The organism is Myroides sp. LJL119 (genome assembly GCF_054871605.1).
Map to the genome: position 1 here is coordinate 1 of NZ_JBTXLO010000010.1, position 22,293 is coordinate 22,293.

A 22,293-nucleotide genomic window follows, 5' to 3' on the forward strand; every position below is an offset into this window, starting at 1 on the left:
GCATGTGTTAGGCCTGCCGCTAGCGTTCATCCTGAGCCAGGATCAAACTCTTCATCGTATATTTTTTATATCTTAAATTAGATATATAAATCAAATCTTGCGATTCGCCTTACTCTCTTTATTTTTTTGCTGTCAATCCAATATGTCTATGAACGTGTCTTTCGTTTATTCTGCGCTCTGTATTTCAAAGCGGTTGCAAAAGTAATACTTTATTTAAAACTAACAAGATTTATTTTAAAAAAAAATGTTTTTTATTTTTCTTGTAAGCCCCGTATTTCTTAAAGCGGACTGCAAAGATACTACCTTATTTTTTCATTATCCAAATTTATTTTTCAAAATCTTTCTTAATGTTTTTTAAGGATACTTTACTCTTATTTTGTATTAGAACGTCTGCCTTGAATGCGGATGCAAAAGTAGAAACTTCCGGGTAACTTCCAAACTTTATTTTACTTTTTATTTATTTATTTTCACCTTTATTCTTTAACTATTTATCAAATAAGGGTTTACCCAATCAACCTGTTTTATAAATAAAAGTAAAATCTAGATAGCCTATCGCTTTGCTTTAATATCCTTTTTAGATCTAATTGATAAATAGTACTCTTTATAATCTAATTATCTAAAGGCTTGCTTATCCAGGTAAGGATAATTTTTTAAAAAAAAGGGCTGTCTTAGATACTAAAGACAGCCCTTATTTCATAAACGTAAATATTTAAGAAATTACATTTACTTATATTTTTGAATAAATTCTTCTAATTCTGTACCAAAGTTTTTTTGAGCCAAAGCAACAATCTTATCAATACCCTCTATTACTAATATAGGCTTAAGCTTTGCTTCTTTACGTAACCAGTCTAAATATTCTTTATTGAATTCTGTAGCAAAATATTCTCCGTCTTCTTCTAAAATTTCTTTATCTGGAAAATTAAATTCATCCTCAAAAACAGAAGGTTCAACGTCGTATGCTGCTATTTGCAACAATTCTTGAAGATTATTAGCCACAGGGAATACCCCCCCTTCATCACCGAAGATTACTATAGGCATATTATCTACTGCTTTTTGTTTATTATCTCGAATCCAAAAAGCATAAACACTTCCATTTGCATCTGCATCTGCAAAAGGAATAAATGAATTAATAAAATCCGAATCATTGGAAATAGATTCAATATTTCCTGGTTGCTCGTCAATTAAATAAATTGCATTTGAATAATAAGATGGAATGTTTTCAGACTGCTGAAACTCATATAAGCTCTTTAACTCTTTTGGAATTGTATATCCTTTAAATAATGCAGTAAATTCTTGTTTTACCATTGCGTTTTTCATTTTTGCCACATTGTGGGCTTTATAGTTTTTAAATTTAACAAAGTCTCTCTAGTATTATTGATTAACACCAATTACACAATAAAGGTATAATAAAAAGTTTACAAAAAAATATAATTTTAAAGTTTTTCTACTAAAAATCTTACCTATGACCCAAACATGGTACAATAATAATAAAAAAATTAAAATACCTAGCTCCATACAACAATTTATTTTTTCATCCCTGCTTCAGTCTATTTTTTTTCAGTAATCTCATTAGAATAGAAAGCGTTTTATAGCTTAACTTTGTTACTAAAAACAACAAATGAAAAACTCAATAAACCAAATTAACTTAGCCTGTGCCTTAATAACAAACAATAAAAATGAAATGCTAGTAGTTAGAAAAAAGAATTCTGTTTATTTTATGATGGCAGGAGGAAAAATACAAGCAAAAGAAACCTCGAAAGAAGCTTTAATTCGAGAATTACAGGAAGAGTTACAAATCAATATAACCACAAATTCTCTTCTTTATTTAGGAAAACACTCTAGTAAGGCTGTAAATGAAGAAAACACCATTGTTAATGCACAAATTTTTCATCTAGCCTTAGATAACCAGTTAGTAATTCCAAGTAACGAAATAATTGAAGCATGTTGGATAAATACCATAAATTATCACAACTATAAATTAGCTAATCTAATTCGTGAGTTTAGTATACCAAAATGGCTAGATATTAACAAAAAAAAACCGCTATAGCTTACTGTCAATAAAATCTATAGCGGTTTATTTTAAGCCTGCTTTTTTACAAACTTAGTAAGGATAACGATTGTTTGTCCATCTACCTTACCTTCAATTTGCTCAACATTATCATGAACTAAACGTATGTTACGTACAGCTGTTCCTATTTTCGCATTTAAAGAAGACCCTTTTACGTCTAAATCTTTTATTAAGGTAACGGTATCTCCACCAACTAAAATATTTCCGTTACAATCCTTATGCAATTCAACAGAACCATCACCAGTGTGGTCCCCACTAAGTTTTGCGAATTCTAATAGTTGATCATCTAAATACAACATATCTAAGGCATCGGCGGCCCAACTTTCATTACGAAAACGATTTAACATTCTCCATGCCACTACTTGAACTGCTGGATACTCACTCCACATACAGCTTGTTAAACATTGCCAATGATTACTATCTAATTCTTGCTTTTTTTCAATTTGCTCTAAGCACTTATTGCAAACAAGAATTTCTCTATCTGCATCATTAGCAGCTGCAGGGGGTACATCATAAACTTTTAATAATTCACTTGATTCGCACAACTCGCATTTATTACCACTTCTTGCTCTTAATTGCTCTTCCGTCTTCATATTTTTATTAAATATATATTATTTGGTAAATATAAACTATAATATTCATATACTAAAATCCCTTATATATGGAAAATTTCAGCAAATTAATGCCAGTAAAGAGTAAAAAAAAAGTACGAAACATTATGTTCCATACCTTTTTTTAATTGCATTAAGCTTTAACAGATTGTTACAAATTAAAATAATAATTTCAAATTAACAAAATTTAAAAAACACATTAGTACTATTATTAAACAAAACCCAACACATTATAACTATTTGTAAAATAAAACACTATTTTATTCTTAACAAATCAAAAAAAATATATAATTTACAGAAAACAAATAAAAATAAACTTATAGAATTAGGCAAAATATATAAATAGTGTGAAATTTAATATGAAAAATAATAGGACTTTATTCTTAGAGTTTTAAATTATTCTTTTTAATAAAGATTATTACCAGCCTAAAAATTAATATGGACCAGTTTTAAAAAAAAGAAAAGAAAATAATTAGGCTAAATATTCTAATTTTGCCATTTTCTTTTTAAGAACACAACAAGTAACATAGAATTATATAGCTTATTATATGAAAAATCATTTAGCTAGGATTGCTGTAACGATCCTTTTTTTCTTTTTTGGAGGTATTTCAGCCTCTTGGGCCTCCAGAATTCCCACTATAAAAGATTCTTTTGGTGTGAATGACTCGGCTTGGGGATTTGTATTATTATTTATTTCTATTGGGACATTAATTTCTTTACCATTTGCCGGAACATTAATTCAAAAAACTGGTAGTAAAAAAGCCACCTCATGTTTTCTTGTATTATATTTCATTCTTTTAATTGGAATTGGCTATTGGAATCAAATCTGGCTATTAAAATTAAACCTGATTCTTTTTGGGGTATGTAGTAACTTAACAAATATAGCTATTAACACCCAGGCCATTGAGGTATCTAAAAAATACAAAGGACAAATTATAGGCTCATTTCACGGTACTTGGAGTATAGGAGGTTTTGCCGCCTCTTGGTTAGGAGCCGAAATGATCAGTAAATACGTTCCACCCTTAGAACACTTTATCTATTTTTCTACATTAGGTATTATAATAACTTTAATTTGTATTCCGTATTTAATTCAAAACAAGGATACAGCGGAAAATAAAATAACCAAACAAGGTAAAATCAAATTGCAAATGCCTGATAAAAATATAATCTTACTGGGTTTATTATCCTTCTTTGCTATGGTTGCCGAAGGAACGATGACCGATTGGTCTAGTGAGTATATGAAACACATTGTAGATTCTCCAGTTGAATTAATTGGGTATGGTTTAACCGCATATATGTTTACAATGGCAACTGGTCGTTTTATCTCAGACTACACAGTAAGGAGGTATGGAGAACAAAAAACGTTATTTTTTTGTGGCTTATTAATCTTCACTGGTCTACTAAGCAGTGTTATTTTTCCAAAAGTCGTAACAACCATAATTTCTTTTATGATTGTTGGACTAGGGGTTTCTGCTATTGTTCCGATGGCTTACAACCTTGCGGGGCACAGTAAGACAATACCAACTCAACAAGCACTAACTTTAGTCACAAGTATAGGTTTTATTGGATTTTTTTTGGGTCCTCCCGTAATAGGATTTATAGCTCAGTATTCTTCTTTAAAAACTGCTTTTGCAATTATATCCGTGTTTGGTATTGCCATTACTATTTTAAGCAGATTTATTAAGGTAGATAAAAACACAACAACTTTTTAGTGAATTTTTTACATGAAAAAATACCCCATAGACTAAAAAATTTAGACATGGGGTATCTTTTTTTACTAGTAGAATTCTATAAATTTCTAATTATAAAGAATAAAAACATTATTATTATAAACAAATAAGACATCCAATTTGGAATACCATATTTAATTTGAAATTCTTTATTTTTAACAACAAATACTTCCATTAGAGCTATATATAAATAACCCAATATAAGTAGATAAACGATAATCAAAGCATTTAATTCTATAGCTTGCTTTATTTGTCCTTTAAGCAAGGAACTAATAGCTCTTTGTCCCCCACAACCTGGACATAGCAATTTTGTTTTTTCATAAAAACTACACCCAACAGCCACACCATTGTTTACAAACAAATTGGTATACCCCAATACAAGTGCAATAGCTATAGACAGATAAAATATCCGCAAAAAAAACCTTTTCAAATAACTAATTACTGTTGTTGTGCTTCTTGCATTGCATTTTGGAATTCCTCAATAAAAATATCTATACCACCAGCTTGTTGAATAGTATAATAAGTATAAATATAAGTAGCTACAGCAACTACAATTGCTACAATGGCTAATATCTTAGCATTTTTGGCAGATGTAACACTCCCTTGGTAATCACCTTTATTGTACTTAGCTGTAGATTGACTTGACATAACAATTGCAACAATACCTAAAATAAATCCAATACACCAATAAGAGCAAAGGCTAACTATAGTTGCTATAATAGACAAGGCCATATAATTGTTTGGCTTTTGCTTTAACTCTTGATGCGATTCAAACTTACTTGTTTCCATAATTATTTTTTTTATTTCGTTGCAATATAAAACATTTTCTTAATTTTATCATAATAAAAACTAAATCGATTTCACAAAAGTCATTAGAAACTATCGACGATTATACTTCCCTTATGAGGATCTTTTATAACTGTTACAGACAAAGGTATCCTATCTTGCAACTCATCAACATGAGATATAATTCCCACTATCCTATTTTCTTTTTGTAAATTCTGAAGGGTTTCAAATACCATATTAACAGATTCAGAATCTTGTGTACCAAAGCCCTCATCAATAAAAAAGAAATTTTTATCACTTTTAGATAAACTCTGTACACTCTCGGCCAAGGCTAAAGCCAAAGATAGAGAAACTTGAAATATTTGCCCACCCGATAAGGTCTTTACACTTCTTGGTTTTCCATCATTTAAATAATCTAAAATTTCAAATTCATTTGCAGAATTAAGCTGCAAACTTAATTGATTATTTGTCAATCTATGAAAGCGTATATTAGCCATCTTACAAAGGTTATCTAAATAAATTCCCGAAACATAATTTACAAAACCAGCTGCTTTAAACATATTATCCAATATTTGAATATTTTTCAATCTTGAATCATAAACTTCAAATTCTTGTTGCAACTCTACTTTTAAAGCATAATCCTGTTCAAGTCGTTTTTTTTCAGTCTGTAGTACCGCTACAAAAGACTTTTTTTCCTGCAATGAATTTTCTAAATGTTTTACTAATTCTTGCTTTTTTTCAAAATTATCTACATCAAATTTCTCTTGGGGAATTCTATGACTAACTTCTTTAATTTGTGTCTTTAATAACTCAAGGTTTATATAAAAATTTTGTATTTCTTCTCGAAGCGCTCTAACATCTAAATCTTTTTCAATAATATCTTGAACTTCTTTGATATTTATCAACTTATGCTTTTGTAATAGTTCAGCAACAGTTTTATTTAACTCTAATCTAAATACATCCAATTCTTGAATATCTTTAGTTAAGTTCTTTTTTTGCATTTGAACACCACTTAGCTCTACACAAAGCTCTTGTTTGGTTTGTGTTAATTGCTTATACCTTAATTCAATTTGAGTAATATTATCACTTCCTTGAAGTATCTCTTGCTTTATTTGATGCTCTGACTTATCTAAATAAGCTGAAACATCAAGAGTCTTTATCCACTTTGTATTAGCCTGTAAATCACTGCTCACTCGTGCATGATTCATTTGAATCTCCGACAAAGAGCCTATGGCAATATCCACAGCAGATTTTGCCGCTTCTCCTTGTGTAATTAGATCGGATAAACACTTTTCTGTTTCATTAACTAATAGCTTTTTCTTATCTACCGCTTGTTTAAATCCAGAGAAACTCTCTATATTATTATCACAATATTCCCTCCAAATGTAATTTTTAAGTAAAGCTGTAAGCTCTAAACGAAGGTTATTCAATATTGTATTTTCGTACTGAAAACTCTGTTTTATCAATTCTCGTTTATCAAATAGATTTGCTATTTGTGCCTCGATAACTAGCAAATTTTGATAATCGTCTTTTAATTGTTTTATTTCTTGTTCTTTTTCAACAATAATCTTTTGATTCTCTTGATAGGGAATTGCGTTAATATTGGGGTGCTGTTTTGAGCCACATAAAGGACAGGGACTTCCTGGCTTTAATTCATGTCCATATTTACCTAACTGTAAAGAAACCTTTAAATGTCTTAGTTGATCTTCAAGTTGGTTCTGTAAAAATTCTTTTTGCGTTTTTTGCTGTATTATACTATCTCTCCAGTTTGATCCTAAGTTTACTATATTATTCTTAATGTCAAACTCTACTTCCTTGATCTGATTCTCTAGGGCTTTAACTTTTTTAGCTTGATCTTTCCCTGTTTTACTTATATGTTGCATAGAGGTAAACCAAGCCTCCATCTGCATTAAGACGGCAGAATCAATCAACTCCTTTTTCTGAGTTTCAAGTTCTTTTTGTTTATCAGAATACTGAATTCTTAAATCACTTAATTTTTGTTTTGCTATATTTATTTGGTCCTCACCTTTTTTAACTTGTAATTCTAAGGTTTGTAGTTCTTTACTTGCTTTGCAAACCTGACCAACATACCCTAACTCTTGTATGGTATTTTTTAATACATCTAATTGTTCGTAACTTTGATTCACTACAATTAAATCTTGGCTCACCTTTTCCAAGCGATTCTGCAATGAAACTAATTGATCTTGCGTATTTTGAATTGCTTCCTTTTTTTGATCTAAAGACCTAGCATTTTGCTTAACCTGAGAAATCACAGCGGAGAAATCTCGAGATAAATCTTCATAAATCTCTAAATCTTTTTTCTGCAAAGCTAAACTAGGCTCTATTTCTAAAAGATTTTGTAAAGATTTGCTTTTCTGTTCTAATGTATATATATCAGCTTGAATCGCTTTGAGTGCCTCAAAATCTTTTTGCTCGTTTAGCAGCTGTTTATTTAATTGTTCAACAAGTTTTTCTTGTTGAACTAACTGTATAGACTTTTCTTTAATTAAGATGGGTGTTATCGTACTATAGCTTAAAAGCTGTCCGTTTAGTTGATCTATTTTTGTTTTACAAATCACAGCCTGTTTTTTGACTTTATCCAAAAGATCAAAACGATCCAAACCAAAAATTTCTTGCATCATCTTGGTTCTATCTTTACCGCCTAATTCGATAAATTCCTTAAACTTACCTTGTGGTATGATAATGGTACGTTTGAAATTCTCATAACTTAAACCAATAACCTCAACTACATTTAAAGTAGGTTGTGGGAGCCACTGATTTTGTTCCCATTTATATAAAATAGCATCTATACGTTTAACGTCTTCAAATTTTTTTGAATTACGTTTAAAACTACGATATATACGATATCTACAATCTTGAAAATTATAAAATTCAAAATCCAACACACTTTCATTAGACTTTAAATTCATCATATTATAGGCTCTGTTATCTCTAGAGTTTAATCTCTCACTTTCTCCATAAAGAGCAAAGGTCATAGCCTCTATAATTGAGGACTTCCCTGAACCTACTTTTCCAAAAATACCAAATAGTCCTGCTTGGGTTAAATTCTCAAAATCTACAACCTGCTGCTCTTGATAAGAATACAACCCTTGAATTGTTAACTTAATAGGTATCATAATGTTAATTTAAAATTTCATTAAACAAGTCCATTAATTGCTCGTTGGGTAATTGGCCGTGGTACTTTTGTTTAAAATAATCTTTAAACAAATCCTGAATATTTTGGTCTAAATTTACCGGATTGGATATTAAAGACTTGTCAGAATTATTCTTAATATTTACTTCAGGGATAATAGTTATTATGCCATCATGCGCCTGGTAAATACGCCTAATATCTTCTGCTTTTAAAAATTCTTGACTAACAATGGTTAACTCAACCAAATGGTAGGGATTTTCTACAAGCCATTGAATTGCCAAATCAATCTCATCAAATTTTACCCGGGATAAGCTTCTACCACTACGCAACTCTATGTGTGTATAATCCACAGTTTGACCAGCCATGGCTTGAATTAAAACCACATGTTTTTTTTGTCCTGCCTCACTAAAACTATAACTCAATGGACTTCCACTGTATACCACAGGACTATTACCTTGGGATACATTCCAAGTCTTATGTAAGTGTCCCAATGCTGTATATTGTACATTTTCAGGAATGATATCGGAATAAATTAAATCAGCATTACCTAATTTCAAAGGCTTTTCTCCATCAGGCTCCTCCATTACTGGAGCACCTTTTTTAAGCATATATAGGTGAGTAACTAATAGATTTACGCCTTTATTATCCATGTATTTTTGTGCCAACTCATTCCAATTTTCCTGTAATGCTGCACTTAATGCTGCAGACTTATCTTTAATATCTAATGCTTTAGCTAAACGAATCTCATTGGCATAAGCGGTATGAATAATTCGCAATGGTGTTTCATGAGAATCTAATTTAATCTCTATAAAACCATAGTCAGACTTTGTTATTTCAAATGCATTATCCAACTTAAAACAAGGAACTTTTGCCTTAGGTAGGCCGATAAAAATTATTCCACACTCCTTGGCTAAAGGATCAGGAGCATCAATACGCTCTGGTGAATCATGATTTCCAGCAATAGCAATCACAGGTCTTTTTCCATTATTTGACAAACGCTTCAATGTTTTATAAAACAGTTCGACAGCCTCCACACCGGGGTTAAAGGTATCGAATAAATCTCCTGCAATTATTACTACATCTACTTGTTGTTTATCGGCTATGTCAATTATTTCATTCAACACATGTTTTTGTTCTTCCAGGCGATTAAAGTTATCTAATCTTTTTCCTAAATGCCAATCGGCCGTATGTAATATTTTAAGAGCCATTTTTGTATTTTTTATATGTTTTAAAGATAACAACAAATACTATCCTTGCTTGCATGATTCAATATCTGTTATTATGCTAAATCAATAGAGATAAAAGTATATCCAACTTAAATTACTACTCAATAAGCTTATCTTGTGATGCTATATACCCAACAACAAGTAAAATTAAGCTTGCTATAAATAAAAAGATAAACGAAGCATTCCAGTTATTAGTCTGATCATACAAATACCCAAATAAAGGTGGTCCAATAGCTGCTATACTATATCCTAATGCTTGGGCCATAGCCGACAATTTTGCAGCTTGTTGGGCATTGTTTGTTCGCAATACAAAAAGAATCATACACAAGCTAAAAGCCAAACCACTTCCCAAACCTATTAAAATACAACACAATAAGATATATTGTGTTTTAAATAATATAATTCCTCCAATACCTAAAAGCAAAACTAATCCAACTAAAACAGCTAAGGGTTTCTGATTTTTCATTTTCCCTGCAACAACTGCACCTATAAAAGTCATTGGTAGCTGAGCAAATTGTACATAGGAAAGTAGCCATCCGGATTCGATAACATCCATTCCCCAACTTTGTGTTACTTTAGGTAACCATGCAGCGATACAATAAAACAGTAAAGATTGTAATCCCATAAATATAGTCACACACCACGCAATCTTATTCCTATACATGTTAATATTGTCGGGTAAATCTTTGATGGACTTATCCTTTTTAGAAACCAACTTAGATTTACTTAATGAAGGTAACCATACAAAGATGCTTAAACAAGCTAAAACCGACCATATCCCAATGGAGCCTTTCCATCCTAATTGAGTAAATTCACCCAAATATATACTAAATCCAGCTGCTAAAGCAGCAACTAAATTCATAGATGCAGAATAAATACCAGTCATCAATCCCACACTCTTTGGAAAATTCACCTTTATATAGGCTGGCATTAAAACATTACCCACTGTAATTGCCATCCCTACTAAAGCGGCTCCTAAAAACAAAGAGACCACACTACCCAGAGGTCTTACCAACAATCCGATTGTTAACAAAACAATAGATCCTAGTAAGACAATACTCATTCCCCATTTCTTGGAAAGCCTAGGAATAAATGCGGACAAAAAAGCAAAACACATCAATGGAATTGTTGATAAAAGTCCAACAGCTGTATTAGATAAAGAAAACTCTAAACGGATCTGCTCTAAGACTGGGCCAACACAAGTTAAAGGGGCACGTAAATTAGAAGCAACAAAAATAACTCCGAGAAACATAAAAGCGCGCTTTAAAGAAGAATGCCCTTTTTGTTCTGAAGTAGAAAAATTATTCATTATAAAAAGTTGTAAAAATAAGATACAAAGGTAATGGCTTATTTTTAAAATATAGAAATTTCAACCAACAAGATTGCCAACCACGCAATTGTTTTAGTCTAGAGCTAAATTGAAAAAAAAAAGCTAACCATTATTTTGATTAGCTTTTATTATGTTTATTAATTATTATCCGGTAAGAAACTGTAATCTTTAGCATATTGTAACATTTGAGCTGAAAAACTCTCTGGTTGCTCAATTGTAAAAGAAACAATTTGTCCTTGCTGATTTTTATTAGGTACGATTATCGGATTTACAAATCCTCTATACGGAGCTGCATTAAATTTAGCATTCCTTTTTAGGACCTCTTTATGAATGTCCTGATCTACTTTAACCCCATAATTTTCAACTAATTGTTTTGCTGCCTGATAATCTCCTTCACTCTTTATACGTTGGGTTTCTCGTAAAAGTTGTCCAAATAAATCATTTAACTTATCATAATCAGTAATATTAAAATAAGTTTTCCCATCTCGTTGAACTTTTTCAATCACATTATCCTTTTTCCCCTTTTCAAACACCCAGGCACTAACCCACTGACGGTTTCTCATATGAGCCTCCTCTATATCTGTCCCAGGTTCCAAACGTACAAGCTGAAGCATTAATCCATTTCTAATATACCCATCATAAGCGGCTTTTCCAACTTGCTGCCAGTCTTCCACTAATCCTATCTCCTCTAACTTAGGGTTATATAAATAATATAAACCTACTAAATCTGCTCTACCTTCCTCAAGGGTGGATGCATAACTTTTTAAAGTTTCTTTCGGCTGACCTACACCTTTATTAATTTGTCCCGAAGCATGGCCTATAACTTCATGCAATGCAGTATGTAACTTATCGGCTAACTGTCCATATTTTTGTTCAAGTTCTACTTCTTGTTGATCATGAGCAAATTCCTTTAACTGCCCTTCTGCTGCTTGTTGATTATAGGCATCAATTATATTTCCTAAAGAAATGGATTTACTTCCATGCTCGGCACGGATCCAATCTGCATTAGGCAAGTTTACACCAATGGGAGTACTAGGCGAGGAATCCCCTGATTCTCCTGCCACTACTACGGTCTTGTATGTAACTCCAACAACATTTTGTTTTTTATGTTCTGCTTGAAGGGGAGAATTATCTTCAAACCATTGAGCTTGCTCAGAAAGCACTTGCATCTTTTTAGACATATCAAAGTCATTGATTTGCACGACACTCTCATAAGATCCTTTATGTCCTAAAGGATCATTATATACCTCAATAAAACCATTATTATAGTCTATATTTCCTTTAGTGGCTTGTACCCATGCAACATTATAATCATCCCAAAGCTGTAAGTCTCCTGTTTTGTAAAACTCTATTAATAAAGCTAAGGCATCAGATTGTTGCTCGTTTTCCGCTACTGTTCTTGCTTTTTCCAACCAATAAATAATCTTATCAATAGCCGGGGAATACATTTCGCCACTTTTCCAAACTTTTTCAACTAGCTTCCCATTTTCTTTTACTAATTTACTATTAAGTCCTGTTGAAAGTGGTCTATTGGGATCCACACTTTGAATCGCAGCATAAAAATCCTCCGCTTCTTGAGCCGTAATATCATCACCGTAGAAATTAACAGCACTTGCTTTGATAAGATCTTTAGAGCTATCCAAATTAACTTTCTTGTTATCTTGGTCGTTAAATAAAATAGCAGTAACCTTTGGATCTAGAGTGGTTTTAGTTGCATCCATTAAATTTGTTAAATACTCTTGGGTAAATCCAGGTTTTATTTTATCATTAGAATAGTGATGATGGATTCCATTGGAAAACCATACTCTTTTTAAATAAATTTCAAATTCTTTCCATTGAGAGTCTTGTTTATCCCCTTGGTAATTTGTATAGATATTCTCTAAAGCTCTTCTAATCTTCAAATTATGTTTATAATTTTGGTCCCAAATAATATCCCTACCCACATAACCAGCTTGGGTCAAATAATATACATACTCTTGCTCTTTTAAAGTTAAATCTTCCCATCCTGGCACTTTATACCTTAGTACTTCTATATCCGCAAACCGATCCACACTATAATTAAAAGTAGAATCAACTTGTTGTTTATCAGAAGTTAATGAATCTTTCTGTTGTTGTTGACAACTAGAGATGCTTAAGGCTAATATTATTGCAGCCATATACGTAATTTTCATCGATTATTCTTGTTTGTTATTCTACAAATATAAGAATTTACTAAAACCTTGTGTTGTTATTGAATTTCTTAACACAAAAAACTTTCAAAAAAAAGTCTAACCTAGATGGTTAGACTTTCTATAATATGTAAATTACACTTTTTTTACCAGAGGATGATTTAATCCTTTCACATTGTTATTGATTACCTCGTAAGTTTTCAAATGTTTAAAAAGCTCTGTAAGATTTTTAAATCCATAATCCCTCGCATCAAAACTGGGATTTAATTTTCGAAGGTTCCCCCCCACTGTAGAAATATAAGCCTCTACTTCTTCATCAACAGACATTTGGAAAGCTTTATCTACCAAATTATACTCTTTTTTTGTTAGTAATTTATTATCGTCTTCTTCCACTTGAGCCGACTTTCTATTTGGACTAACTTTATCCTTAATTTTAATCTTAGGCATTAGTGTTTCACAATAGGTGAATATCTCACAGGATTGCACAAATGCATTGGGTGTCTTTTTCTCACCTACCCCCATCACAAAAATACCTTCTTCACGAATCCTCTTTGCTAGACCTGTGTAATCACTATCACTTGAAACTATACAAAAACCATCGACCATTTTATCATGCAAAATGTCCATAGCATCAATAATTAAAGAACTATCGGTTGAGTTTTTTCCCGTAGTGTAATTGAATTTTTGAATTGGTGAAAAAGACAAATCATTTAATAACTCTTTCCAACTATTCATCTGTGGTGTAGTCCAGTCTCCATAAATCCTACGAATAGTTACTTTACCATACTTAGAAACCTCCTCCAGTATATTGGTTAGAAGTTTTGCCTGAGCATTATCTCCATCAACTAAAATAGCTATATTGTTTTGCTTATCCATATTGGGTATTTTTATAATCAACCTAAAATACAAAAATAGCCTATATTAAATCATTTAATTTTCAAAAAAAAGAATTTTTGAGGGTTGTGCGTCGTTCATTCATTTTTACCGATTGTTTAATACAGTTCAAAAACAACAAAAGCTAATCCTTAGGAGAAGATTAGCTTTGTTTTACAACACTTGAAATAATATATTTTTTAAGGAAAAATAATAAAACTATATGTGATTATAAATCTTAAAACTTTGGTGATCAATCCCAACTTTGGCGTTTTTAGCTCTAACTTGTATTATATACTTGCCCTTAGGTAAATCCTGAGGAATTTGAAATCGCCAAAGATGTTCACTATTTACTTGCGCTTTACTTATAGGTGCAGATTTTAAACTTTCATATCTACCGGTTTGTTGCAATAAGGATAATTCTCTATAAAAAGGATCTACTCCTAAGAACCTCTCCATTTCCCACCAATTTTCTCCATCCAGAGTTATCTGCACTTGCGTAAATTGATCACCAGCAAATACATTTGCATAAATGTAAGGCTCATTTAACTGATTTTTCAACGTATCCCATTGTTTAACAGAAGGAACCCAAATATGCATTTGCTGTTTTTCACTAAGCCCCGAAACCTTATAAGACAAAAAGGTTTGTTCAGATGCATTTTTATTTAAATACCAATACCCTTTTGGTGTTCCATCATACATTAACCCCAAGGGTATACCTTCTAGATCATGTGGACCTTGCCACCAAGATCCACATAAAGCTCCACCTACTAATTGATGAACCGCTTTTTTATTTTCTCTTGGATAATAACGATGGTATTGTGTATGGGTATGTCCACTGATTAACATCACCTCTGTATAAGAATCAACAAGGGTCAAAATCTCCTTTTTATCATCCATGTACTCCAATGGAATATGCATGATAATTCGAAGCGCTTTATTTTTGTCCGAATAATGATTTAAAATATTTTTCAGAAATTTTTTTTGTCTTAAATCTAAGGATCCTTTGTATTTATTTTCATCTGTTGGAAGAATATTATTAAGTACAATAAATAACTCTTGCCCATATTCCAATGCATAATAAGAAGGTCCAAATACATTGCGAAAACTATAATCCCTTTGATACACTGGTCGATTAAAATCTAAATCATGGTTACCTATTACATAATATACCGGTTTTTGTATTAAAGCTAAGCTTTGCGCTACTGAACTAAAAATATTTAAATTATCAAAACTAATATCTCCTAAGGGAAAAATCAGATCTGGTTTATTTTCGAATAATTCACTAACAACTAATTTTTCTATATGATCTATATCATCCGACACATCAACTTGCATATCTCCTAAAAGAGCTATTTGGTAAGTATCTTGTTTTGATTTTTTTAATGCAAAGTCATACTTTTCAATCGTATTCACTTTATTATAATCGATATAAAACTGGGAAATATTATAATCTCCCAGTTTTGTAGACATTCCCTTAGGCTGAATAAGAAAAACCGTTGCATCGGGAATTGTCTGTATTTTATATTCACCAAAGTCATTAGTTGTTGTTATATCTTGCCCATTACTAATTACCACATCCTTGATCCCAGGTTCACCTTGATCCCATTGGTTATTATCATTTAAGTCAAGATAGACTATCCCGCTAATGGAATTTTGAGCTAAACAAAAACTGCTAAAAAACAGAAATATAACAATACAATAAAACCTCATCGTTTATTTGTTTTTTAAATTTAAGACCTTTAGTATTTTACCATAAACTTCTGAGTTTTCATAAACTCCTTGAAATTCCGAAGAATGTGGTCCATATGCAAATATAGGAACCATCACACCTGTATGATCATTGGAAATAAAATCACCTTCTATCATTCCTTTTTTCATGTTCCCTTGAGGTATGGCAAATCCACCTGTTTCATGATCGGCTGTAATTATTACCAGAGTATGTCCGTCTTTATCGGCAAACTCCAAGGCTTGGCTTATTGCTTTATCAAAGTCTATCCCTTCTGTAACAATACCAGAGGTATTATTACTATGTCCATAGGAATCTATCTTTGCGGCTTCTATCATTAAAAAAAATGGTTTTTTCTTTTTGGTAAAAAAAGCAATCGATTCCTTTGTAGCTCTGGCTAAAATATCATCTCTACCTTGAATTACTCCATCTACCCCGCCTGGGGCTAAAAATACCCCGACTTTATCATGATTACTTTTACCTACCTGTTGAACACTATCCAAAAGGGTGAAATTTTCTTGAATATTTAAGTCTGAAAAATACTTAGATCCTCCTGCAATAAATAAATTAAGATTACTATTCACTAAATCCTTAGCAATTAAATCACTATGATCTCTATCGAATTGATGTGCAAAAAAAGCAGAAGGAGTAGCACCCACAACCTCATCGGTAGATATTACACCTGTACTAAAATCATGCATATGCAAGTATTGGGCTATATTTTGTAGAGGCTCTCTATTTTGAGACATCCCAATGGAACGATTATAGGTTTTCTCTCCGGTGGATAGAGCTGTTGCGGCGGCGGCTGAATCTGTTGTAAAATCATCAGCAGCTTGTGTTTTTATAAGTCCCATATTCTTTAATTGTAATAGACTTAAATCACCATTATTTGCTAGAGCTGCTGCGGAAATTTGAGTCAATCCATTGCCATCGCCTATAAGAAGTATAACATTATTTATCTTTGTTTTTTTATTGTCGCTTTTAAAACTAGGTTTATAAATTTCACTTCTTATGCTACTTTCAGGATACAAGTAAGCGGACAGGTTATCAAAATATGTTTTTATTTGAAATGGATTATCTGTATTAATAATATCAATTTCTAAATCATAAAAAGCTTTCCAAGCTGTTTTCCCATCTGGAGTTCCCCAAAAACGAATTGGCTTTCCGCTTTGATGTACTTTTTTCACTATTTGTTGAATCTTTTCCTTTTCCTTCTCCACCAATCTACCTTTACCATTCCATACACTAAAATCCGAGAAATTTAAACTCACCATTGCTACTTTACTCCAAATTAAAGGATCTTTAATTAAATCCAAACTTTGATAATCGATAAAAATGTAGTTTGGAGTTTGTAAAAAATACTTTAAATCTGGTTTTTTACCTGAAATGACAAATTTTATATTATAATCTATAAGTATATCCTCATATTTTTTAAGTTTTTCAACTAATAGATCCATTGTGTTTTCGGGACTATTTTTAATGTCTATCAAAAACTGTAAATCCGTGATTTGACCCAAATTTAAATCAGCTACTTGTTTTAAAGGTTCTAGATATAACTTCTCTAGGGTACGCGAATAATCAATTGTTTCCATCTCATGGGCTACATAAAGATTATTATCAATATCTATTAAGTCTATCTCTATGGATCTTAGTCCATTTGTATAGGCATTAAAAAAAGGGATTTCTTGTTTATAATCATTATGAGAATGCAACAATAGTGATTGTTTATTTTGAGCAAATCCCCACAAATTACAGATCAGAGCCACAGAAAGTATTACCTTTTTCATTTCGTATTTAAATTTTTTAAATTCTAAGTTTTATTTTTTATGTTTTAACAAGTTTTACCATCCTATATTTTGACTAATACCAGAGGATTGTACTGCTTTATTGGGAATTGGCCAAACATGCATAAAAGAGTCATCAAAATTTCTTGCTTTCCAAATTTCTTGAATGCTAAAAGGAGAATCTGGATTAGACCTATCTTGATGTATTCTACCGTATAAAGGCTTACTATAAACCTGCTTAGCGTCTCCCCATCTAACTAAATCAAAATGTCTATTTGCAAATTCTCCTGCAAGCTCAGAGCGCCTCTCTTGTTTTAAATCAACAAGGGTTACTCCTGATTTTGGAGCTAGTCCTGCTCTTTGTCTAATTTGATTCAAGGCTTGATCAGCATTTTGACCTAACATAATTTGTGCTTCAGCTTTCATTAATAACACCTCAGCATATCGCATAAGGGGAACGTTATATTTAGTTGTAGGCTTATCGCCATTCATATTAATATAATTTCCCAATGCATTTTCAAAAGAGTACTCATACATGTATTTATTGAACTGCAACCCAGATAAGGAATTTTCAGATTGATAACGTTTATTCTGACCGAAATAAGTAAACTCATCACCAAAAACCAATAAAGTAATACCTAAACGGGCATCTCCCTTTTCGTAGGATTCATATAAATCTTGAGTTGGAGTAAAATAGCCCCAACCATTATAACTTCCCCATCCTTTATTCTCTAAAAAACATCCTGGCAAGATGCTTCCACCTTCTACTCCAGAGTTGACTGACCAAATATATTCCTGTGTCCAGTTATTCTCACTACTATGTAATAAACGAAAATCCTGCTTTGGATTCCCTGTATTGATCAAGGCTCGACCCGAACCAGAATTGGTCACTGCATCACTATAGATTATCACCTGTTGATATCTACTACTATCATACTGTGCCCAGTATAAATTAGTTTTCGCGATATAAGCCAAAGCAGCATCCTTATGTGCTCGCCCGAAATCCTCACCTGTATACTGGGTAAATAAAGGTAACAACTCAGATGCTTTTGTTAAGTCTTCTATAATGTGTTTATAGTTATCAATCACACTTTTAGGTCTAGAAAAACTTCCGGCTGGTTCACTCATATTTTCTTGGGTAACTATAGGCACTCCTCCATTTTGACCATTATCTCCATAAGTGTGAGCTAACCAAAAATAGTGGAAACCACGCATAAAGTAAGCTTCTCCAAGAATTCTATCTTTTAAACTTTGCGATAAATCCATCTGAGGAACATTTAAGATAATGTCATTTGCTCTTCTAATAACCTTATAACAGTCGTGGTAAATATTATTAACATAACTTTCATCTCCAGTCATATTAAAATTTTTAATATTATCTGCCGTTGCATTTAATCGGCCTGTGACCATATCATCTGAGGCATTTATGAACCAAAAGAAACCGCGACCAAATAATTCATTTTCATCCATTAATTGATATAAACTATTGGAGGCCTCAATGGCATCTTGCGGTGTCTTCCAGAAATTCTCATAAGAAGGACTCCCTTGAGGATCTAACTGCGTGAAATCTGAGCTACACGCAGCAAATGTTAGAGATAAGCTTATGCTTAAAAGAGCTATATTTTTAAAAATTTGTTGCTTTTTCATTATAAGAAACATTAAAAATTAAGTAATAATCCTGCTGAAATAGTTCTAGATACTGGGTATTTTGCTACATCCAAACCAATGCCACCAACCTCTGGATCTATCCCTTTATAACCAGTAATTGTGAATAAGTTCTCTGCGGAAACAAAAAATCTAAGTGAAGCCCCTTTTGTCAGACGGTTAATTACCGATTCAGGTAGAGTGTAACCTATTGTTATATTTTTTAATCGCAAATAAGAAGCGTCTTCTAAATACCAACTTGAGGCTGTACCGAAGTTTTGGTTATCATCTTTTGTAGATAACCTTGGAATGTTTGTATTAGTATTAGTCGGGGTCCAGGCATCTAAAACTCTATTATCTAGATTATATCCTTGCTGGGATGCGTTATAGGCTGTAAACTTATAACCGTTAAACACCTTAATATCTGCCACACCCTGAAAAAATAAATTTAAATCAAAGTTTTTATACTCCGCATTTACACCAAAGCTATAGGTTACTTTAGGAACATAAGCATCCATAAACACCTTATCTGCATTATCAATTTTCCCGTCTCCATTTGAATCAGCAAAAATAAAATCTCCTGGTTTTGCGTTGGGTTGAATTAATTGCCCATTTGCATTGGTATGCGCGTTTATTTGATCCTGATTTTGAAAAATTCCTAAATAAGGTACCAAATAAGTTGAATATAAAGCACGTCCCACTACAGATCGGTAAGGAGTCAAGGTACTTCTAACGTTATCTCCATGAGCTATGTAATCAATTCCACTTTTATTATATCCATCTAAATTTGTCAACGAGTTAGATAAAAAGCTTGTTGAACCATATAACTTATATTCAAATCCTTTTTCTCCAATATTCCCATAATAACTTAAAGATAATTCTAGTCCCTTATTTAACACTTCTCCCCCATTTACATCAGCCGCTAGAGTTCCATGATGCGCATCCTCAAGCCCCGGTAGAATCATCCCCTTAGTTCTTTTATTAAAATAATCAGCTACTAGATTTAATCTTCCATTGAAAAATCCAGCATCTATCCCTATATTCCACGACTCAGAAGTCTCCCATTTCAAATCAGCATTAGATTGTCTATTTACATAAGTTCCCTTACCGCTTAAAGTTCCATCTTCTCCTAAAATAACATCAGTTGTACTAAGAGGCACATCAAAAGAATAATAACCAACAGAGTTAACGTTACCGATTTGTCCCCAAGAACCTCTTAGTTTTAATTCCGTAATTTGTTCAAGGTTAAAGAAATTTTCTTGCGATATTCTCCAACCCAAGGAAGCGGATGGAAAAATCTCGGACTGATTATTGTGAGCTAGACGCGATGTTTTATCTTGACGTAAACTAGCCGACATAAAATACTTATCATCATAACTATACATTACACGAGCTAAAATCGAGTTTAATGCTTCTTGCCAAACCTGCGTTGTAGGTTTACGAATAATAGATGCATTGCCCATAAATTGATTAAATGCTTGTTCGCTACTAAACCCTTCTCCTTGTTGGGAGATATAATTATAATTGGTTTTTTGAGCAGAATAAATAGCCGTAAGATTTAAATCGTGCTTATTAAAAGTCCTATGATATGTTATTTGGTTATCCCAAATCCAGTGCTTTTTATCATAACTACTCTCTAATAGATAATTATTAAGATTTGTTCTACCTAATTCGGGAGCCTTTGGTGTAAATTTTTTAAACCGGTTATTTGTAAAATCATAACTATATGAAGATCGAAAACTAAGTCCCTCAAGAATCCTATAGTCCAAATAAACATTAGCCATTAAAAAATTAGTTGGATTACTTTGAGTCGGCCTCAATAATAGAGCCACTGGATTGTAAACATCCCCATAAGCCCCTGCAAAGCCAGCAAGATCATGTGGCACTACTCCAGAAAAAGCTCCATTAGAATCATATACAGAGGCTGCAGAAGGCATATAAAGTGCATTGATAATACTTCCAGAGTAAGAACTAGTTGTATTGGTTCCTTGCGCATCGGTATTGGAGTAATATACATTTTGCCCGATACTTATTTTTTCAGACATTTTATAATCTGATTTTACCCGAAAACTATATCGTTCTGAGAAAGTTCCAACTAAAGTTCCCTCTTTTTTATTATACCCAAAAGATGTAAAGTAATTTGTTTTATCTGTTGCTCCAGAAATACTTGCATCTAAATTATGTGTAGCCGCTGTTCTAAAAATTTCATCCATCCAATTTGTGCGTGTTACCGCGCCCCAAGGATTTACCAAAGGATCATGCGCAGATTGCCTGGGAGCTCCAGCATTATCTGCGGCGGTATTATAAGCCCAAGATTGACCACTTGCATCTAATGGAGTTGGTAAATTAGTTGCCTTGGAAACGCCACTATACATATTTAAAGAAACTCTGGGCTCACCTACAATTCCTTTTTTAGTTGTAATAACAATTACTCCCGAGGCAGCTTGAGCACCATATATGGCAGCGGCAGCGGCATCCTTTAATATAGAAATCGAAGCAATTTCATTTGGATTGATTGCCGGACCATAATATGGTACACCATCCACTACGGTTAATGGCTGTTCGTTTGCTAAAGAGCCAGTCCCCCTTATAATCACCTTACTGGATTCTGCAGGATCACCTCCTTGGCTTAATACGGTTACACCAGCAACTTGGCCTTGCAAAAAATCGTTCAAATTAGATACAGGTCTAGAAGTTATTTGATCAACATCCTCTAGGGTTGCAATAGATGTGGTAACATCTTTTTTCTTGGAGGTACCATAACCAATTAATACAAGTTCATCTAATAGGTTTTGCTCGCTTACCATTTGAATTGTTAGAGTTTGACTTCCGTTATAGTCAATGGTAGTCATTGTATAACCAATATATTCAACAGCTAGAGTTCCACTTGTCTTTTGTAACTCTATAGTAAAATTTCCATCGATATCCGTTGTAGTCCATGTGTCATAATTTTCATTTGCTATAATAGTAGCAAATGAAATCGGGGTTTGGTCTTCCACGGCTATTACTTTCCCTTTAATAGTAACTTGTGCATTAACGGTAAATATGCAACCTAGGGTTAGTACCCAATAAAGTAAAAATTTTTTCATTGTTATTGTTCTAAAATTTCATAGCGAAAATAGAAGCAATACCAATATTTCAGGGGGAATAATCCATCATAAAAGTTGATTTTTGTTTCAAATACTGGTGC

15 protein-coding genes are annotated in these 22,293 nt (G+C 32.4%); 2 read left to right on the forward strand and 13 right to left on the reverse strand.

What is annotated here, in order from left to right:
* Positions 1-723: 723 nt before the first annotated feature.
* On the reverse strand, positions 724-1,317 hold the full coding sequence (locus ACYSNV_RS10490) for an SMI1/KNR4 family protein (RefSeq protein ID WP_461762518.1): 594 nt from the start codon (positions 1,315-1,317) through the stop codon (positions 724-726).
* A 301-nt stretch (positions 1,318-1,618) separates the two neighbouring features.
* Between ACYSNV_RS10490 and ACYSNV_RS10495 the strand changes: the two genes are divergently transcribed.
* Positions 1,619-2,047: an NUDIX hydrolase gene (locus ACYSNV_RS10495; protein WP_461762519.1), complete on the forward strand. Its 429-nt coding sequence runs from the start codon at positions 1,619-1,621 to the stop codon at positions 2,045-2,047.
* A 32-nt stretch (positions 2,048-2,079) separates the two neighbouring features.
* Here the strand turns inward: ACYSNV_RS10495 and ACYSNV_RS10500 are convergent, their stop codons facing one another.
* On the reverse strand, positions 2,080-2,661 hold the full coding sequence (locus ACYSNV_RS10500; protein WP_461762520.1) for a PhnA domain-containing protein: 582 nt from the start codon (positions 2,659-2,661) through the stop codon (positions 2,080-2,082).
* A 566-nt stretch (positions 2,662-3,227) separates the two neighbouring features.
* On the opposite strand from ACYSNV_RS10500, the gene ACYSNV_RS10505 reads away from it, so the two are divergent.
* Entirely contained in the window at positions 3,228-4,391 is a 1,164-nt protein-coding gene (locus ACYSNV_RS10505; RefSeq protein WP_461762521.1) for an MFS transporter, read from the forward strand.
* A gap of 76 nt (positions 4,392-4,467) precedes the next feature.
* Here the strand turns inward: ACYSNV_RS10505 and ACYSNV_RS10510 are convergent, their stop codons facing one another.
* From ACYSNV_RS10510 to ACYSNV_RS10560, 11 genes are all read right to left on the reverse strand, one after another.
* Complete coding sequence (locus tag ACYSNV_RS10510; RefSeq protein WP_461762522.1) at positions 4,468-4,824, reverse strand: DUF2752 domain-containing protein; 357 nt, start codon at positions 4,822-4,824, stop codon at positions 4,468-4,470.
* A gap of 23 nt (positions 4,825-4,847) precedes the next feature.
* Positions 4,848-5,198: a CD225/dispanin family protein gene (locus ACYSNV_RS10515; RefSeq protein ID WP_461762523.1), complete on the reverse strand. Its 351-nt coding sequence runs from the start codon at positions 5,196-5,198 to the stop codon at positions 4,848-4,850.
* An 83-nt stretch (positions 5,199-5,281) separates the two neighbouring features.
* On the reverse strand, positions 5,282-8,332 hold the full coding sequence (locus tag ACYSNV_RS10520) for an AAA family ATPase (protein ID WP_461762524.1): 3,051 nt from the start codon (positions 8,330-8,332) through the stop codon (positions 5,282-5,284).
* A 4-nt stretch (positions 8,333-8,336) separates the two neighbouring features.
* Positions 8,337-9,557 (reverse strand): metallophosphoesterase family protein, encoded by a 1,221-nt coding sequence (locus tag ACYSNV_RS10525; protein ID WP_461762525.1) that lies wholly within the window; start codon positions 9,555-9,557, stop codon positions 8,337-8,339.
* Between the two features lie 115 nt (positions 9,558-9,672).
* Positions 9,673-10,884: a CynX/NimT family MFS transporter gene (locus tag ACYSNV_RS10530; protein ID WP_461762526.1), complete on the reverse strand. Its 1,212-nt coding sequence runs from the start codon at positions 10,882-10,884 to the stop codon at positions 9,673-9,675.
* Positions 10,885-11,042: 158 nt separating this feature from the next.
* The gene (locus tag ACYSNV_RS10535) at positions 11,043-13,076 is read right to left on the reverse strand and encodes a dipeptidyl-peptidase 3 family protein (protein WP_461762527.1); all 2,034 of its coding nucleotides are present in this window, start codon (positions 13,074-13,076) and stop codon (positions 11,043-11,045) included.
* Between the two features lie 132 nt (positions 13,077-13,208).
* A complete protein-coding gene (locus tag ACYSNV_RS10540) occupies positions 13,209-13,949 on the reverse strand; it encodes an NYN domain-containing protein (RefSeq protein ID WP_461762528.1) in 741 nt (246 codons plus the stop codon).
* 216 nt (positions 13,950-14,165) lie between these two features.
* Positions 14,166-15,659, reverse strand: a complete 1,494-nt coding sequence (locus ACYSNV_RS10545; RefSeq protein WP_461762529.1) for a calcineurin-like phosphoesterase C-terminal domain-containing protein — start codon at positions 15,657-15,659, stop codon at positions 14,166-14,168.
* Positions 15,660-15,662: 3 nt separating this feature from the next.
* A complete protein-coding gene (locus ACYSNV_RS10550; RefSeq protein WP_461762530.1) occupies positions 15,663-17,462 on the reverse strand; it encodes an alkaline phosphatase in 1,800 nt (599 codons plus the stop codon).
* A 54-nt stretch (positions 17,463-17,516) separates the two neighbouring features.
* The gene (locus ACYSNV_RS10555; RefSeq protein WP_461762531.1) at positions 17,517-19,106 is read right to left on the reverse strand and encodes a RagB/SusD family nutrient uptake outer membrane protein; all 1,590 of its coding nucleotides are present in this window, start codon (positions 19,104-19,106) and stop codon (positions 17,517-17,519) included.
* Positions 19,107-19,117: 11 nt separating this feature from the next.
* Positions 19,118-22,192, reverse strand: a complete 3,075-nt coding sequence (locus tag ACYSNV_RS10560) for a SusC/RagA family TonB-linked outer membrane protein (protein WP_461762532.1) — start codon at positions 22,190-22,192, stop codon at positions 19,118-19,120.
* Positions 22,193-22,293 lie beyond the last annotated feature (101 nt).

What these genes read in the sequence shown, in the direction of transcription:
- ACYSNV_RS10540 (WP_461762528.1), bottom strand. Translation starts at nt 13,949, where the DNA reads ATGGATAAGCAAAACAATATAGCTATTTTAGTTGATGGAGATAATGCT.
- ACYSNV_RS10520 (WP_461762524.1), bottom strand. Translation starts at nt 8,332, where the DNA reads ATGATACCTATTAAGTTAACAATTCAAGGGTTGTATTCTTATCAAGAG.
- ACYSNV_RS10555 (WP_461762531.1), bottom strand. Translation starts at nt 19,106, where the DNA reads ATGAAAAAGCAACAAATTTTTAAAAATATAGCTCTTTTAAGCATAAGC.
- ACYSNV_RS10505 (WP_461762521.1), top strand. Translation starts at nt 3,228, where the DNA reads ATGAAAAATCATTTAGCTAGGATTGCTGTAACGATCCTTTTTTTCTTT.
- ACYSNV_RS10525 (WP_461762525.1), bottom strand. Translation starts at nt 9,557, where the DNA reads ATGGCTCTTAAAATATTACATACGGCCGATTGGCATTTAGGAAAAAGA.
- ACYSNV_RS10490 (WP_461762518.1), bottom strand. Translation starts at nt 1,317, where the DNA reads ATGAAAAACGCAATGGTAAAACAAGAATTTACTGCATTATTTAAAGGA.
- ACYSNV_RS10535 (WP_461762527.1), bottom strand. Translation starts at nt 13,076, where the DNA reads ATGAAAATTACGTATATGGCTGCAATAATATTAGCCTTAAGCATCTCT.
- ACYSNV_RS10545 (WP_461762529.1), bottom strand. Translation starts at nt 15,659, where the DNA reads ATGAGGTTTTATTGTATTGTTATATTTCTGTTTTTTAGCAGTTTTTGT.
- ACYSNV_RS10495 (WP_461762519.1), top strand. Translation starts at nt 1,619, where the DNA reads ATGAAAAACTCAATAAACCAAATTAACTTAGCCTGTGCCTTAATAACA.
- ACYSNV_RS10515 (WP_461762523.1), bottom strand. Translation starts at nt 5,198, where the DNA reads ATGGAAACAAGTAAGTTTGAATCGCATCAAGAGTTAAAGCAAAAGCCA.
- ACYSNV_RS10530 (WP_461762526.1), bottom strand. Translation starts at nt 10,884, where the DNA reads ATGAATAATTTTTCTACTTCAGAACAAAAAGGGCATTCTTCTTTAAAG.
- ACYSNV_RS10550 (WP_461762530.1), bottom strand. Translation starts at nt 17,462, where the DNA reads ATGAAAAAGGTAATACTTTCTGTGGCTCTGATCTGTAATTTGTGGGGA.
- ACYSNV_RS10560 (WP_461762532.1), bottom strand. Translation starts at nt 22,192, where the DNA reads ATGAAAAAATTTTTACTTTATTGGGTACTAACCCTAGGTTGCATATTT.
- ACYSNV_RS10500 (WP_461762520.1), bottom strand. Translation starts at nt 2,661, where the DNA reads ATGAAGACGGAAGAGCAATTAAGAGCAAGAAGTGGTAATAAATGCGAG.